The 16,033-nt window shown below is 74.5% G+C and carries 10 protein-coding genes; all 10 read left to right on the top strand.

Features of this window, described 5'->3' with window-relative positions:
* Positions 1-244 precede the first annotated feature (244 nt).
* Complete coding sequence (locus VM636_RS28485; RefSeq protein ID WP_078962769.1) at positions 245-4,234, top strand: HAMP domain-containing protein; 3,990 nt, start codon at positions 245-247, stop codon at positions 4,232-4,234.
* Positions 4,235-4,409: 175 nt separating this feature from the next.
* The gene (locus tag VM636_RS28480; RefSeq protein ID WP_234312535.1) at positions 4,410-6,782 is read left to right on the top strand and encodes a SpoIIE family protein phosphatase; all 2,373 of its coding nucleotides are present in this window, start codon (positions 4,410-4,412) and stop codon (positions 6,780-6,782) included.
* 188 nt (positions 6,783-6,970) lie between these two features.
* The gene (locus tag VM636_RS28475; RefSeq protein ID WP_051821233.1) at positions 6,971-7,378 is read left to right on the top strand and encodes an STAS domain-containing protein; all 408 of its coding nucleotides are present in this window, start codon (positions 6,971-6,973) and stop codon (positions 7,376-7,378) included.
* A gap of 155 nt (positions 7,379-7,533) precedes the next feature.
* Entirely contained in the window at positions 7,534-8,430 is an 897-nt protein-coding gene (locus tag VM636_RS28470) for an STAS domain-containing protein (RefSeq protein ID WP_030419235.1), read from the top strand.
* The gene (locus VM636_RS28465) at positions 8,427-8,858 is read left to right on the top strand and encodes an STAS domain-containing protein (RefSeq protein WP_053914269.1); all 432 of its coding nucleotides are present in this window, start codon (positions 8,427-8,429) and stop codon (positions 8,856-8,858) included. Before VM636_RS28470 ends, VM636_RS28465 begins: the two co-directional genes overlap by 4 nt.
* On the top strand, positions 8,858-9,298 hold the full coding sequence (locus tag VM636_RS28460; RefSeq protein WP_053914268.1) for an anti-sigma regulatory factor: 441 nt from the start codon (positions 8,858-8,860) through the stop codon (positions 9,296-9,298). The genes VM636_RS28465 and VM636_RS28460 overlap by 1 nt, the downstream gene beginning before the upstream one ends.
* Positions 9,298-10,368 carry an ATP-binding SpoIIE family protein phosphatase gene (locus tag VM636_RS28455; protein ID WP_338485978.1) on the top strand — a complete coding sequence of 357 codons (1,071 nt, stop codon included), beginning with the start codon at positions 9,298-9,300 and terminating at the stop codon, positions 10,366-10,368. Before VM636_RS28460 ends, VM636_RS28455 begins: the two co-directional genes overlap by 1 nt.
* Positions 10,365-12,083 carry a SpoIIE family protein phosphatase gene (locus tag VM636_RS28450; RefSeq protein WP_338485977.1) on the top strand — a complete coding sequence of 573 codons (1,719 nt, stop codon included), beginning with the start codon at positions 10,365-10,367 and terminating at the stop codon, positions 12,081-12,083. The genes VM636_RS28455 and VM636_RS28450 overlap by 4 nt, the downstream gene beginning before the upstream one ends.
* A 209-nt stretch (positions 12,084-12,292) precedes the next feature.
* Positions 12,293-13,666, top strand: a complete 1,374-nt coding sequence (locus tag VM636_RS28445; RefSeq protein ID WP_030419230.1) for an NAD(P)/FAD-dependent oxidoreductase — start codon at positions 12,293-12,295, stop codon at positions 13,664-13,666.
* A gap of 90 nt (positions 13,667-13,756) precedes the next feature.
* Positions 13,757-16,003 (top strand): FUSC family protein, encoded by a 2,247-nt coding sequence (locus tag VM636_RS28440; RefSeq protein WP_030419229.1) that lies wholly within the window; start codon positions 13,757-13,759, stop codon positions 16,001-16,003.
* Positions 16,004-16,033: the final 30 nt, after the last annotated feature.

Raw genomic sequence — 16,033 nt, 5'->3', positions numbered from 1 at the left:
CCGCCGCATTCGAACGCGTGTCGCCGGACGGGAGCGGTCCCACCCGGCCCGGGGTACTTCTTGGTGGGTTCCCGGCGCCCGGGTTAGCCTCTGACGTATTTTTCTCATCGGGCAGATCCGTGAACTGCGAAGACGTGTGCGGGGCAAGGACGCACGCACGACGGACGGGGCCGCGCGGCGGTCCCCGGAGGGGTTCCGAGTCCTCGGCGGCCGAGGACTCCTGGGGAGCGGAACGAGGATGCGCATGACCAGCGAGAGCGCCGGGACGGTGGACGCGGTCCCGGGCGACCGGGAGCTGCGGCGGCTCCTGGCGGGCCTGACCGCCGTACGGGACGGGGACTTCGGCACCCGCCTGCCGGACGACGCGGACGGCCTGATGGGCGACATCGCCACCGTGTTCAACGGGATGGTGGACCAGTTGTCCGTGTTCACCTCCGAGGTCACGCGGGTGGCCCGGGAGGTCGGCACCGAGGGCACCCTCGGCGGACAGGCGCGGGTGCCGGGGGTCTCGGGCACCTGGGCCGACCTGACGGACTCGGTCAACGCCATGGCGGGCAACCTGACCACGCAGGTCCGCGACATCGCCCAGGTGGCCACGGCGGTCGCCGAGGGCGATCTCTCCCAGAAGATCGACGTGGACGCGCGCGGCGAGATCCTGGAGCTGAAGAACACCATCAACACGATGGTCGACCAGCTCTCCGCCTTCGCCGACGAGGTCACCCGCGTCGCCCGCGAGGTCGGCACCGACGGGCGGCTCGGCGGGCAGGCCGACGTGCAGGGCGTGCGGGGCACCTGGCGCGATCTGACGGACTCCGTGAACTTCATGGCGGGCAACCTCACCGCCCAGGTCCGCAACGTCGCCCAGGTGGCCACGGCGGTCGCCGAGGGCGACCTCTCCCAGAAGATCACCGTGGACGCGCGCGGCGAGATCCTGGAGCTGAAGAACACCATCAACACGATGGTCGACCAGCTCTCCGCCTTCGCCGACGAGGTCACCCGCGTCGCCCGCGAGGTCGGCACGGCCGGCAACCTGGGCGGCCAGGCGCAGGTGCGGGGCGTCTCGGGCACCTGGAAGGACCTCACCGACAACGTCAACGTGATGGCGTCCAACCTGACCGGGCAGGTCCGCTCCATCGCCCAGGTCGCCAGCGCGGTGGCGCGGGGCGACCTGTCGCAGCGGATCACGGTCGAGGCCGAGGGCGAGGTGGCCGCGCTGGCCGACGTCATCAACACGATGGTCGACACGCTGTCCGCGTTCGCCGACGAGGTGACGCGGGTCGCCCGCGAGGTCGGCACCGAGGGACGCCTCGGCGGGCAGGCGCACGTGCCGAACGTGGCCGGCACCTGGAAGGACCTCACCGACAACGTCAACTCGATGGCCAACAACCTCACCGGCCAGGTGCGCAACATCGCGCTGGTGACGACGGCGGTGGCCCGGGGCGACCTGTCGCAGAAGATCGACGTCGACGCCCGCGGCGAGATCCTCGAACTCAAGACGACGATCAACACGATGGTCGACACCCTGTCCGCGTTCGCCGACGAGGTGACGCGGGTCGCCCGCGAGGTCGGCACCGAGGGGCGCCTCGGCGGGCAGGCCGAGGTGGAGGGCGTCTCCGGCACCTGGAAGCGGCTCACCGAGAACGTCAACGAACTGGCCGGCAACCTCACCCGGCAGGTCCGCGCGATCGCCGGGGTGACCAGCGCGGTCGCCGAGGGCGATCTGACGCGCTCCGTCAACGTGGAGGCGTCCGGCGAGGTCGCCGAGCTGAAGGACAACATCAACGCGATGGTGGAGTCCCTGCGCGAGACCACCCGGGCCAACCAGGAGCAGGACTGGCTCAAGACCAACCTCGCCCGGATCTCCGGCCTGATGCAGGGTCACCGCGACCTGCCCGTCGTCGCCGAGCTGATCATGGACGAGCTGGTGCCGCTGGTCTCCGCCCAGTACGGCGCCTTCTACCTGGCCGAGGACGGCGAGGACGGGCCCGAGCTGCGGCTGGTCGGCTCCTACGGCTGCCCCGCGGAGCCGGCGCGGCCGACGCGCATCGCCTTCGGGCGCACCCTGGTCGGGCAGGCCGCGCGCAGCCGGCGCACCATCGTCGTGGACGCGCTGCCGCCCGGTTACGTGACCATCTCCTCCGGGCTGGGCGAGGTGGTGCCGACCACGCTGCTGCTGGAGCCGATGGTGGTCGAGGGCCAGGTCCTCGGCGTGATCGAGCTGGCGTCGGTCACGCCGTTCGGCCCCGTGCACCGGACCTTCCTGACGCAGCTCATGGAGACCATCGGCGCCAACGTCAACACCATCGTGGCCAACGCCCGCACCGACGAACTGCTGGCCGAGTCGCAGCGGCTGACCGTCGAGCTCCAGGCCCGTTCCGAGGAACTCCAGGTGCAGCAGGAGGAGTTGCAGCGCTCCAACGCCGAGCTGGAGGAGAAGGCGTCCCTGCTCGCCACGCAGAACCGGGACATCGAGGCGAAGAACCTCCAGATCGAGCAGGCCCGGCAGGAGCTGGAGACCCGTGCCCAGCAGCTCTCGCTGGCCTCGAAGTACAAGTCGGAGTTCCTGGCCAACATGAGCCACGAGCTGCGCACCCCGCTCAACAGCCTGCTGATCCTCGCCCAGTTGCTCGCGCAGAACCCGTCGCGCAACCTCACCCCGAAGCAGGTCGAGTACGCGGGCATCATCCACTCCGCCGGCTCCGACCTCCTCCAGTTGATCAACGACATCCTGGACCTGTCCAAGGTCGAGGCCGGCAAGATGGACGTCTCCCCCGAGCGGGTGACGCTGCGTCAGCTCATCGACTACGTGGAGGACACCTTCCGGCCGATGACGACCCAGAAGGGCCTGTCGTTCGCGGTCACCACCGCCGCCGGTGCCCCGGCCGACCTGCTGACCGACGATTCCCGGCTGCGCCAGGTGTTGCGCAACCTGCTCTCCAACGCGGTGAAGTTCACCGAGCGGGGCAGCGTGGAACTGTCCGTCGCACCGGCCCCGGACGACGAGGTGCCCGCGGACGTGATCCGCGGCGGTGCCGTGGTCGCCTTCCGGGTGAGCGACACCGGCATCGGCATCCCGGAACAGAACCTGGAGTCGGTCTTCGGCGCCTTCCAGCAGGCCGACGGCACCACCAGCCGCAAGTACGGCGGCACGGGGCTCGGCCTGTCCATCACCCGGGAGATCGCCCAACTGCTCGGCGGCGCCGTCACGGTGGACAGCACGCCCGGCCGCGGCAGCACCTTCACCCTGTTCCTGCCCGTGGCCCGGCCGGACTTCGAGGAGGTGCTGGAGCACGCCGGCGAGAGCCTGCCGGCCTCCTCGGCCGCCCCGCTCCCCCGCCCCGCCCCGCGGGAACCGGCCGGCGGGCACCGCAACCGGCCCCGGCGCCTGCTGGTCGTCGAGGAACGGCCGCGGGGACTGCTCACCCTGGTGGCCGAGAGCGTGGTCGCCGACCTCGCGCACGGCCGGGACGACACGGGCGACCGGCCCCCGGTGGACGTCATCACCGCCGTCGGCGCGCAGGAGGCGGCCGGGGCGCTCGCGGCCGAGCCGTGCCACTGCGTGGTACTGGAGCTGGGCCTGCCGGACGGGGAGGCGTCCCGTTTCCTCGGCGCGCTGCGGGGCGACTCCGCGCTGGCGAGCGTGCCGGTGCTGGTGCACAGCGGGCACCGGGCGGACGCGGCGCAGGAGGCGAGCCTGCGCTCGGGCGCGCAGGGCGGCTCGCTGGAGTTCCTGTCCAGCCTGGACGAGCTGCGCGAGCGCATCGCCCTGCACCTGGCGGCCGACGAACCCGGCGACGTCCTGCCGCTGGTGCGGCACGAGCAGCCGGGGCGGCTGCCGGAGCCGCCCGCCGACGGGCCGCCGACGGGCCGTACGGTCCTGGTCGTGGACGACGACGCGCGCAACCTCTTCGCGCTCAGCGGCATCCTGGAGCTGCACGGCTTCCGGGTGCTGCACGCGGAGAACGGGCGGCGCGGCATCGAGACGCTGGTGGACCACCCGGAGGTCGCCCTGGTGCTGATGGACGTGATGATGCCGGAGATGGACGGCTACACGGCGACCGCGGAGATCCGCCGGATGCCGCGGTACGCCGATCTGCCGATCATCGCGGTCACGGCGAAGGCGATGCCCGGCGACCGGGAGAAAAGCCTCGCCTCCGGGGCCAGCGACTACGTCACCAAGCCGGTCGACACCCGGGACCTGATCGCCTGCGTCCGCCGGTGGTTGCCCGCATGAGCGCGTACGGCATCCTCCCCCGCGCCGCGTGCGCGGTGGCGCCGCGCCCCTCCGGCCGCGGAGCGTGGTCGGCGTGAACGGTCCCGGACGGCGGCACGAGACCCCGGACCGGCGGGGACCGGACCGCGGACCGTCCCCGGCACGGCCACCGGCCACGGCGGACGGGCTCGGCGCGATCACCCCGCTCACCCCCGTGGGCCGCCTCGCGGCCACCGTCGCCCGGCTCAGCCGCGAGGTGCGGGACGCACAGGCCGAGGCCGAGGGGCGCGCCCTGATCGAGCTGGCCAAGGGCATCCTCGTCGCCCGGCTCGGCTGCGGCCCCGCCGAGGCCGCCCGGCAACTCGCCGAGCTGGCGGAGCAGTCGCAGGCGACGCCGCTGGAGTTCGCGGTCGACGTCATCAACCAGGCCGCCCGGGACCGGATGTCGGAGATCACCGACTCCTTCCTCACCGCCACCGCCGCGGCCGGCGGCCGGGAGGCGGCCGGCGCCGACGGAACCGGCCCGGGCGCGGTGGCCGGTTCCGCCGCGGTGCGGCTGCGGGCCGCCGAGAGCCGGGCGCTCGCCGCGAGCGACACCCAGGCCGTCGCCGACGCCCTCCTCGAACAGGCGCTGCGTCCGCTCGGCGCGGTCGCGGTGGCCATCTGGGCGGCGGGCTCCGACGGGTCGCTGACCCTGGCCGGCAGCGCCGGGTTCTCCCCGGCCGAGGCGGCCCGCTGGCGCTACGTCCCGCCGGACGTGGCGACGGTGGCCCGCAGCGGGCTGACCGAGCGCGCCGGACAGTGGATCACCTCGCTCGCGCGGACCGGGCTGCCCAGCGTGGGCCGCCACCAGTATCCGGAGGGCGGCCGGGCCGCCGTGCCCGCCGGCACCGGGGGCCGTATCCACGGGGTGCTGGAGATCGCCTGGCCGGTGCCGCTCGCTCCGCAGCCGCCCCCGGTGGTCCGGCAGGTCGAGGCGCTGGCCGAGCTGTGCGCGCACACCCTGGAGACGTACGAGCCGCCGCCCGGCGGACCGCAGGAACCGCGGGTCATGCCGGACGCGGCGGAGCTGATGGACCTCGCCGACGGGCTGCACGACCCGGCGCTGGTGCTGGTGCCGCACCTGGACGACGCCGGGCACCTGGCGGACTTCCGCATCCAGCACGTCAACAAGCGCTTCCTGGACCCGGCCGGGCGGCCCCGCGCGGTCGTGGGCGGCGCGCTGCTGCTGGAGGCCTTCCCGATGGCCGCCGGGGACAGCGAGCTCTTCCAGAGCGTGGAGCGGGTCTACGCGACCGGCGAGCCGTTCCGGGCCCGGCGGATGAACCTCACCGCCCTCGTCGACCAGGTGCCGCTCTCCGCGACCGCGGACATCAGCATCAGCCGGCACGGCAACGCCGTCCTGCTGATCTGGCGGATCGAGGACGAGACGGCCCGGCTGGCCAGCCTCCTCCAGCACGCGCAGCGGCTCGGCCGGATCGGCGGTTTCGAGGAGAACCTGCTCACCGGCGAGATCACCTGGAACGGCCAGTTGTTCGACCTGTACGGGCGCCCCACGTCCAGCACCCCGGTACCGCTGGAGGAACTGGCCGCGCACAGCCACCCGGACGACGCGGTGGCCATCGGCCGGTTCCTGCGCACGCTGCTGCACCACCGGCGGCCCTCGTCGGCGGCCTTCCGGCTCCAGCGCCCCGACGGCGTGACCCGGCACGTGCGGGTCGTCGCCGAACCGGTGCTGGACACCGACGACCGGCTGCTCGTCGTGCGCGGCGCCTACCAGGACATCTCGGCCCAGCACTGGACGGAGGTGGCCCTCGCGGCCACCCGCGACCAACTGGCCCACACCGAGCAGCAGGCGATCGAGCGCAACCGGCTGACCCTCCAGTTGCAGCACGCGATCATGCCGCCCGCCCAGGCCCCGCTGCGGGTTCCGGACCTCCAGGTGGCCGTGCGCTACCGGCCCGCCGAGACCGAGCAGCTCGTCGGCGGCGACTGGTACGACGCCGTGATGCTGCCCAACGGCCTGGTGCTGGTCTGCGTCGGGGACGTGGCCGGGCACGGCATAGAGGCCGCGACCAGCATGGTCGTCCTGCGTAACGCGCTGCGCGGCCTCGCGGTGACCGGTGCCGGTCCGGGCCAGCTCCTGTCCTGGCTGAACATCGTGGCGCACCATCTGACCGGCGGGGTCACGGCGACCGCGGTGTGCGGACTGTACGACCCGGCGCGGCGCACCCTGCGCTGGGCGCGGGCCGGGCACCTGCCGCCGGTGCTGGTGCGCGGCCCGGAGGCGGCGCCGCTGCCGCTGGTGCGGGGCATGCTGCTGGGGGCGGTGGCGGAGGCGGCGTACGAGGAGGACGAGGTGCAGCTCGCCGGCGAGGACACGCTGCTGATGTACACCGACGGGCTGGTGGAGCGCCGGGACCGCACCGTGGAGGAGTCGCTGGCGCAGTTGCTGAGCACGGCCCGGCCGACGCCGGCCACGCTCGACCAGCACCTGGACCGGCTGCTCACCTACAGCCGTTCGGACACCGACGACGACACGTGTCTGGTGGGCATCCGCGTCGGGTGACGCGGGCCGGCGGACGGCGGGTGTGGCCGCGGGATTCGCGGGTAGTCGGGCGGCGCGGTGAGACGCGTGCGCGGAGGCGGGGGCGCGGCGGGCGGCACGACCGGCCCGCCGGCCGCGGCCCCGCGGACGGCGCGCACCGACGTCGCGTACGGGGGTGACCGAGCCGGCCGTCAGTCATGGAGGTACACGTGCCCATTGCCCAGAACCCGCTGTCCGTCGAGGTGACGCTGCCCCGTGAGGACGTCGCCCTGCTGAAGGTGGAGGGCTATCTGGACGTCGACACCGCGACCGAGTTCCAGCACCACCTGGCCAACCAGCTCCACCACGGCCGGCGGCACTTCCTGCTGGACCTGTCCGAGGTGCCGTTCATGGACTCCTCCGGGATGAACATCGTCCTGCGCGTCTACCAGGAGGCCCGGGAGCTGCCGGGCAGCGTGCACATCATCGCCCCGACGCCCGCGGTGCGGCGCGTCCTGGACCTGACGGGGGTCAGCATCACCGTGCCCGTCTCCGGGAGCCTCGACGAGGCGCTGGCCCGTGTCGACGCCGGTGAGCACGGGGCCGGGACGCCCGGCACGGGAGCGGCGGACGGCTGAGCGGCCGGGCCCCCGGGACCGGTGACACGGTGCCCGTGAACCAGGGGTCGTACGAGGCCGGCGGGTGGTTACAGTGGTCGACCGGCAGGGACAGACGTCGTCGCGCGGCCCTCGTGGGGCCCGGCGCGGCGCACCGCGGATGAGGAGTGGAGCAGGTGCCGGAGCAGGCGCAGCAGACGTCCGGATCGCCGACCCTGGAGGTGAGGGACTTCCTACGGCGCCGCCGGGAGCAGATCGCGCAGCGCTGGGCGGACGAGCCGCTTTTCCGGTCCGTGTTCACCGTGTCGCGGGACGAGGCGGTGGAGGCCGGCAAGGCGGTCGTGGACGCCCTCGCCCAGGTCGCGGACGGGGAGCGGGTCGAGGACCCGGACGCCGCCGGCTTCACGACGGTGCGCGAGCAGCTCGCCCGGATGGGAGCGGCCCGTTCCCGCGCGGGGCTGAGCACCGGTCAGGTGTCGAGCGAGCTGGCCGCGCTGCGGCCTCCGGTGGAGAACCTGCTGCTCGCCGACGTCCAGGACGCCTCGGCCGACCACGTCCGCGCCTCGGTGACCGTGCTGAACGTGCTGATGGGCACCCTGCGGGTGGTCGTGATGCAGACCGCGCTCAGCGAGGGCCAGTCGCTCATCGACCGCCAGCGGCTGCAGTTGCTGGAGGTCGCCACCCCGGTGATCAGGCTGTGGGACGGCATCGTGGCCGTACCGCTGATCGGGACGCTGGACAGCGCGCGCAGCCAGGTCGTGATGGAGACGCTGCTGGAGTCGATCGTCGAGCAGCAGGCGCGGTACGCGATCCTCGACATCACGGGGGTGCCGACGGTCGACTCGCTGGTCGCCCAGCACCTGATGAAGACGGTCGCGGCGGCCCGGCTGATGGGCGCGGAGTGCATCGTCTCGGGCATCCGGCCGGCGATCGCGCAGACCATGGTCCACCTCGGGCTGGATCTGGGCAACGTGGTCACCCGGGCGAGCCTGGCCGACGCGCTCGGCCACGTGCTGCACCGGCTCGGAGTCGGCATCGTCGCGCCGGGCTCGGACGGAGCGGTCACGCGGTGAACGAGGCGGTACCGGGGCCCCTCACCGGTCCCGTCACGGGTCGCGTACCGGTGCTGCGGCTCGGCGACGTGCTCCTGGTCACCCTCCAGGGGGACCTGTACGACAGCACGGCGGAGCAGCTCCAGCAGGACCTGGCGGAGACCGTCGCCCGCAGCGGGGCCACCGGGGTGATCATCGACGTCTCCGGGGTGGACGTCGTCGACTCCTTCCTCGGCCGGATCCTCGCGGAGATCGCGGGGCAGGCGGGACTGCTGGCCGCGCGGACGGTGCTGGTCGGGATGCGGCCGGCGGTCGCCATCACGCTGGTCGAACTGGGGCTGACGCTGCCGGGTCTGCGGACCGCGCTCAGCACCGAGGTGGCGATGGAACTGCTCACCGGCCAGGTCTGGACGGCCCGCCGGGGCGGCCCGCACCGGGGGAATCCGTGATGCGGACGGCCGCGGGCGCTCAGGCCCGCCTGCCGATCCGCTCGGACATGGACCTGGTGTGGGTGCGGCAGCACGTGCGGCAGACGGCCGCCGCGCTCGGCTTCGGGCTGGTCGACCAGACGAAGCTGGTCACCGCGGCGAGCGAACTGGCCCGCAACACGCTCGTCCACGGCGGCGGTGGGACGATGGAGGCGACGCCCCTCGCGGAGGGCGGCACGCACGGTCTGCGGCTCACCTTCCGCGACGAGGGTCCGGGCATCGCGGACCTGGAGCAGGCGCTCCGGGACGGTTTCACCTCCGGCGACGGGCTGGGGATGGGGCTGGGCGGGGCGCGGCGCCTGGTGCACGAGTTCGCCATCGAGAGCAGTCCGGGAGCCGGCACCACCGTGCGGGTGACCTCGTGGGTGGGACGGCCGCCGCTCCGGCGCGAGGAGGTGTGATGCCGCGGGTGTGGGACGTGCCGGTGCACGACTCGACCCGGGTGCGGGACGCCCGGGTGGCCGCGGAGCACGCCGCGGCCCTGGCCGGGCTCGACGAGCGGCGCACCGCCTCGGCGGCCCTGGTGGCGACCGAACTGGCGACCAACCTGCTCAAGCACGCGGGCGGCGGGCGGATCCTGGTCGACGTGGTCGCCCCGCCGGTCCTCGTGGCCGGGCGCGAGACGGACCGGCTGGTGCAGATCGCCGCGGTCGACCACGGTCCGGGCATCGGGGAGGTCTCCGCGGCGCTCGGCGACGGCTTCACCACCACCGGTTCGCTCGGGGCGGGCCTCGGCACCTGTGCCCGGATCGCCGACGACTTCGCCGTGCACGGCGCCCCGGGCCGGGGCACGGTCGCCCTGGCCCGCGTGGGCACCGCCCGGGGTGCGCGGGCCGCCCGGCTGGGGGCGGACCCGGTGGCCGGGGTGCGCGCCGGCGGGGTGAACGTGCCGTTCGCCGAGGCCGCGTACTCGGGTGACGCCTGGGCGTGGGTGCGGGACGGGGACCGGGTGACGCTGATGCTGGCCGACGGGCTGGGGCACGGTCCGGAGGCGGCCCGCGCCTCGTCCGCGGCCGTGGAGGCGCTGCGCGGGGCGGCGCGCCTCGGGCCGGCCGGCGCGCTGCGCGAGCTGGACGCCGCGCTGTCCGGGACCCGGGGCGCGGCCGTCGCGCTCGCCCAGGTGGACCCGGTCGCGGGGGTGCTGCGGTTCGCGGGCGTCGGCAACATCGGCGGGCGGCTCTGCGAGGACGGCACCTGGCGGCACCTGGTGTCCCGGCCCGGCATCGTGGGGGTGCACCGGCCGACGACGGTGCGTGAGGAGGAGAGGCAGTGGACGCCGGACCGGGTGCTGATCCTGCACAGCGACGGGCTGCCGAGCCGGTGGACGCCGTCGGCGGACGCGTGCCGCCCCGGCACCGACCCGGCGGTGACGGCCGCCGTGACCGTACGGGACGCGAGCAGTTCCGCCCGCCCGGTGCGGGACGACACCGCCGTGGCGGTGCTGACCTCGAGCCCCTCGGACCGGCCATGACCCGTACCTGGGAGATCTCGGACGTGGAGGGCGCGGCGCGGGCCCGGATCGCGGCGGCGCGGCTGGCCTCGGCGTACGGGGTGGCGCCGCTGGAGCGGATCCGGCTGACGGCCTCGCTGAGCACGCGGCTGCGGCAGTGCCTGACCAAGGGCGGCACCTGGCGGCTGACCCTGGAGACCGGGACGGAGGGCGGCGAGGGGAACGTGCTGCGGGCCGTGCTGACGCCGTCGCCGGAGGCGCCCGCCGCCGGGGAGTCCCCGTGGCGGATGTCGGTGCCCCGCCCCCGCCCGGCACCGGAGGCGGACGCGGCCGGCGAGGTCACGGCGGACGGTCCGGCCGAGGCGCTGCTCGGCGCCGACGAGGACACGGCGCTGGTGCTGGACCGGCTCCGCGAACAGGAGGCGCTGGTCGCCTTCCACCGGGAGGAGCTGCACCAGACCAACCAGGGCGTGGTGGCGCTCCACGCCGAACTGGACGCGGCCGGGCGGGCCCAGCGGGAGGCGTTCGCGGCCGAGCGGGCGGCCCGTACCGAGGCGGAGCACGCGCGGCGCCGGCTGACCTTCCTCGCGGACGCGAGCGCGGTGCTGACGGCCTCGCTCGACCACCACGAGATCGTGCGCCGTCTGCCGGGCCTGCTGGTGCCCGAGTACGCGTCGCACGTGGACGTGTGGCTCTTCGACCAGGACAGCGACCCGGGCGGGGTCCCGGCGCACCCGGCCGCCGCGGTGCTCGCCGCGCGCACCGGCCGGCCGCAGTACGCCGCCGGCCATCCGGGCGGGCTGCCCGGCGTCGACGACCAGCCGCCCTCGGCGCTGGACCCCGGCCGGCCGCTGCTGTGCATCCCGCTGCCGACCCGGCGGGCCCCGCTCGGCGTGCTGACCCTGTCCCCGCCCGGGGAGCGCTGGGACCCGGACGACGCGGTGATGCTGGTCGAGCTGACCCGGCGGGCGAGCATCGCCATCGACCACGCCCAGCGCTACCAGCACAACCGGGACATCGCCGAGACGCTGCAGCGGGCCCTGCTGACCGAGCTGCCGGCCACGCCCGGCCTCGCGCTGGCCGCCCGGTACCTGCCGGCCACCCACGGGCTGAACATCGGCGGGGACTGGTACGACGCCTTCCGCCAGCGCGACGGCGGGGTGATCGTCGTGGTCGGCGACGTGACCGGACACGGCCTGCGGGCCGCGGTCATGATGAGCCAGTTGCGGACCGCGCTGCGGGCGTACGCGGTCGACGGGGGCGGGCCCGGACGGCTGCTGACCCGGCTGCACACCTTCCTGCACGACCTCCAGCCGGATCTGTTCGCCACCGCGGTCATCGCCCGCTTCCACCCGGACGAACCCACTCTGACCTGGGCCGGCGCCGGCCATCCGCCGCCGGTGCTGCGCGAGCCGGACGGGCGGGTGCGGGTGCTGGACGCCAAACCGGGCGCGATGCTCGGCATCCCGCTCCACCAGGAGATCGCCGACCACACGGTGCGGCTGGAGCCGGGCTCGACGCTGGCGCTGTACACCGACGGTCTGGTGGAGCGGCGGGCGCGGGGCATCGACCCGGGCATCGAGCGGCTGGCCCGGGTGCTCGGCTCGTTCGGCCCGCGGGAACTGGCGACGGATCTGGAGGGCTCGGCGGACGGCATCCTGCGCCCGCTGCTGAGCGACTCCGAGCGCGACGACGACGTCTGCCTGCTCCTGTGCCACCACACGGGCCCCGCCTGAACCGGGCTCCACCGCCCCGGGTGAACCGCCCGTACCCGTCTTCCGGCGCCGGCCCCCGCGGCGCGCGGACGCGGGCCCCCGTCCCCTGGCTGCTCCATTCGGCTCGCCGGAACGACGCCGGTGGGGTGAGATCGAGGAGGTGCGAAGCGGCGCTCTCCGGGCAGGCGCATGGCCATCGCGGCAGAACCGCCCGAAGCCGCAGAAAGGGGATGGACACCGTGACACGACCCAGGATCCTGGTGGTCGGCGCAGGTTTCGCCGGCGTGGAGTGCGTCCGCCGGCTGGAGCGGAGGCTCACCCCGCAAGAGGCCCGCATCACCCTCGTGACACCGTTCTCGTACCAGCTCTACATGCCGTTGCTGCCCCAGGTGGCCTCCGGGGTGCTGACGCCCCAGTCGATCGCGCTGTCGCTGCGCCGCAGCAGCCGCTACCGCACCCGGATCATCCCGGGCGGCGCCATCGGCGTCGACCTCGGGGCGAAGGTGTGCGTGGTGCGCACCATCACCGACCAGATCGTCAACGAGCCGTACGACTACATCGTGCTGGCCCCCGGCAGCATCACCCGCACCTTCGACATCCCCGGCCTCACCGAGCACGCCTTCGGCATGAAGACGCTCGCCGAGGCCGCGTACATCCGCGACCACGTCATCTCGCAGCTCGATCTCGCCGACGCCAGCCAGGACCCGGCCGAGCGCGCCTCCCGGCTCCAGTTCGTGGTGGTCGGCGGCGGCTACGCGGGCACCGAGACCGCGGCCTGCCTGCAGCGGCTGACCCACGCCGCAGTGGAGCGCTACCCGCGGCTGGACCCGGGCCTGATCAAGTGGCACCTGATCGACATCGCGCCGAAGCTCATGCCCGAGCTGGGCGAGAAGCTGGGGCGCAGCGCGCAGGAGGTCCTCGCCCGGCGCGGTATCGAGATCTCCCTCGGCGTCTCCATCGCCAAGGCCGGCGCGGAGGAGGTCACCTTCACCGACGGCCGGGTGGTGCCGACCCGCACCCTCATCTGGACGGCCGGCGTGGTCGCCAGCCCGCTCGTCGCCACCCTCGGGGCGGACACGGTCCGGGGGCGGCTCGCGGTCACCTCCGAGCTGCGGCTGCCCGGCTACGACGGGGTGTTCGCGCTGGGCGACTCGGCCGCGGTGCCGGACCTGTCCCAGGACCAGGAGGGCGCCGTCTGCCCGCCGACCGCCCAGCACGCGAGCCGGCAGGGCCGGCGGGTCGCCGAGAACATCATCGCCACCCTGCGCAACCAGCCGCTGCGGCCCTACGTCCACCGGGACCTCGGGCTCGTGGTCGACCTCGGCGGCACCGACGCGGTCTCCAAGCCGCTCGGCGTGGAGCTGCGCGGGCTGCCCGCCCAGGCCGTGGCGCGCGGCTACCACTGGTCGGCGCTGCGCACCAACGTGGCCAAGGCCCGGGTCGGGGTGAGCTGGATGCTCAACGCGCTGGCCGGCGACGACTTCGTCCGCACCGGTTTCCAGGCCCGCAAACCGGCCAGGCTGAAGGACTTCGAGTACACCGACGCCTACCTGACGGCCGAGGAGGTGCGCGAGCGGGTCGAGGGCGCCGGCCGGGCCCGGTAGCGCCCCGGCGGACGCGGACCGCTCGGGGCATGACATCCTGTGAAGTGGATCTCGGCGTGATGCGGGTGTGAAGCGGGAGAGTACGGCGGAGTGAAGGCAGCGGGGCGCTCGGTGCGGACGCGACTGCGCGACCGGGTCGCCGCGTCCGACCCCGGCCTGCTGCGGCTCATGGCGGGGCTGCGCACCGTCGGCGCGATCGCGCTCGCGCTCCTGGTGCTGCGGCTGTTCGACGCCGACGTCACGCATCTGGTCGCGGGCGCCATGGTGGCGATGGTCGCCACCTTCGCCATCCGGGAGAAGCAGCGCGGCGCGCAGGCCGTCACCCTCGCCCTCGGGCTGCCGGTGGCACTGGCCTCCGTGACGCTGAGCACGCTGCTCACCTCGTGGGTCGTCGTCGGGGACGTGTTCTTCGTCGTCCTCATCTTCTGCGCCGTCTACGGGCGCCGGTTCGGGGACCGGGGCACCACCCTCGGGCTGATCGGCTTCCAGGTCTACTTCGTCTCCCTCTTCGTCGGCGCCGAGCCGGCCCAGCTCCCGTCGCTGTGGGGCGCCGTCGTGCTGGCCTTCGCGTGCAGCGCCACGGTGCGCTTCGGCGTGGTCGCCACCACGAGCGCGGGGGTGCTGCAACGGCTGCGGCAGGCGTTCCGGGCCCGGCTCGCCCAGCTCATCGCGGCGCAGATCGCCCTGCTGGAGGCCGGCCCCGAGGACGTCGACCGGGTGCTGGAGTCCATGCGGGAGGGCACCGCCCGGCTGCACGAGACCGCCCTGATGATCCAGTCCCGGCTGGAGGAGGGCACGCCGGACCAGTCCACGGCCCGGCTGGTGCAGCGCCGCATCGCCGACGCCGAGATCGCCGCCGAGCGGCTGGGGCTGCTCCTGCTGACGGCGCGCAGCGCCGAGCGGGCGGACACCCTGACCCTGCACCTGCCGGGTGCCGTCACCCCCCTGGTGGACCACGCGCCGGCCCAGAACGAGGCGATGGCGAAGCTGCGCCGCGACCTCGGCGCGCTGCAGACGCTCGTGCTGCGCCCGCCGGCCGAGGCCCGCGGCACCGCCCTGGCCCACCTGCGCAACCGTCTCCTCGGCTACCGCGAGGAGGAGAACCTGCCGCGGGCCGGCGCCGCCCTCCAGGACGTCTTCCGCGGCATCGGCGAGGCCGCCCGCGCGGTGATGGGCCTGCGGATCGCGCTGGACGGGCCGCAGGACGAGTCGGACGACAGCCCCGCGACGGCCCGCTCGCGCGAGGAGCTGGACGCCGAGGACGCGGCGATCGACGCCGGCGAGGAGCGGGCGGCCGAGGAGGAGCCGACCGGTCTGCGGCGGCCCACCACCCGGGCCGCGCTGCAGGTGGCCGTGGGGTCCTCGCTCGCCATCGTCGGCGGCGAGTTCCTGTCCTCGCAGCGCTGGTACTGGGCGGTGCTGACCTGCTGGATCGTCTTCCTGAACACCGCGTCCACCGGCGAGATCCTGGTCAAGGGCTACCGCCGGGTGCTCGGCACGATCCTGGGCGTGGTGGCCGGCATCGTGCTGGCCGGACTGGTCGGCGACCACACGTGGACCGCGTTCGCGCTGGTGCTGCTCTTCGTGTTCGCCATGTTCTACACCGCGCCGCTGTCGTACACGCTGATGTCGTTCTTCGTGACCGCGATGCTCGGCCTGCTCTACACGGTGCTCCAGACCTACAGCCTGTCGGTGCTGCTGCTGCGGGTCGAGGAGACGGCGCTGGGGGCGGCCTGCGGCATCTTCGCGGCGGCGCTGGTGCTGCCGGTGCGCACGGACCGGCGGACCAACGAGCTGCTGGGCACGGTGCTGGAGCGGCTGGTGGACGTCACCGAGGGCGCGGTCGACCAGCTCAGCGGCGGCCCGCCGGCCGATCTGCTGGACACGGCGCGCGATCTGGACCAGGCCCTGGGCGACCTGCGCGCGGCCACCCAGCCGCTGACCCATCCGATCACGCCGATGCGGGCCCGGCGGGACACCGCCCAGTACGTGGTGGCGCTGCTGGAGACGTGCGCCTACCACGCGCGGTCGCTGGCCGCGACGGCCGAACTGCTGCCCACCCACCCCTCGATCGCGGCCGATCCCCGGCTGCGCGGGGCGGTCGGCCGTACGGTGCGCAACATCGAGGCCATCGCCGCGCGGGTGGCCGACGAGGACGCGGCGGTCGAGGTCGAGACGGGGCCGAGCATCGCCTCCCTGCTGGAGCAGCGGGCGGACGGGGTGCCGCGCTACGGGCGGATCACCGGCCGGGTGCTGCGGCACCTGGAGCGGCTGGACGAGGCGGTGGTCGGCCTCGCCCGGCCGCTGGACGTGCCGGTGGCGGCGCCGCGGCGCTGACCCCGGGGCGCCGGTGCGCCGGGGGCGGCG

Origin of the sequence: Streptomyces sp. SCSIO 75703 (assembly GCF_036607905.1) — a bacterium.
GTDB lineage: Bacteria > Actinomycetota > Actinomycetes > Streptomycetales > Streptomycetaceae > Streptomyces.
The sequence above is the reverse complement of the archived record's forward strand: the minus strand, read 5'-3'. Positions and strand labels throughout refer to the sequence as shown.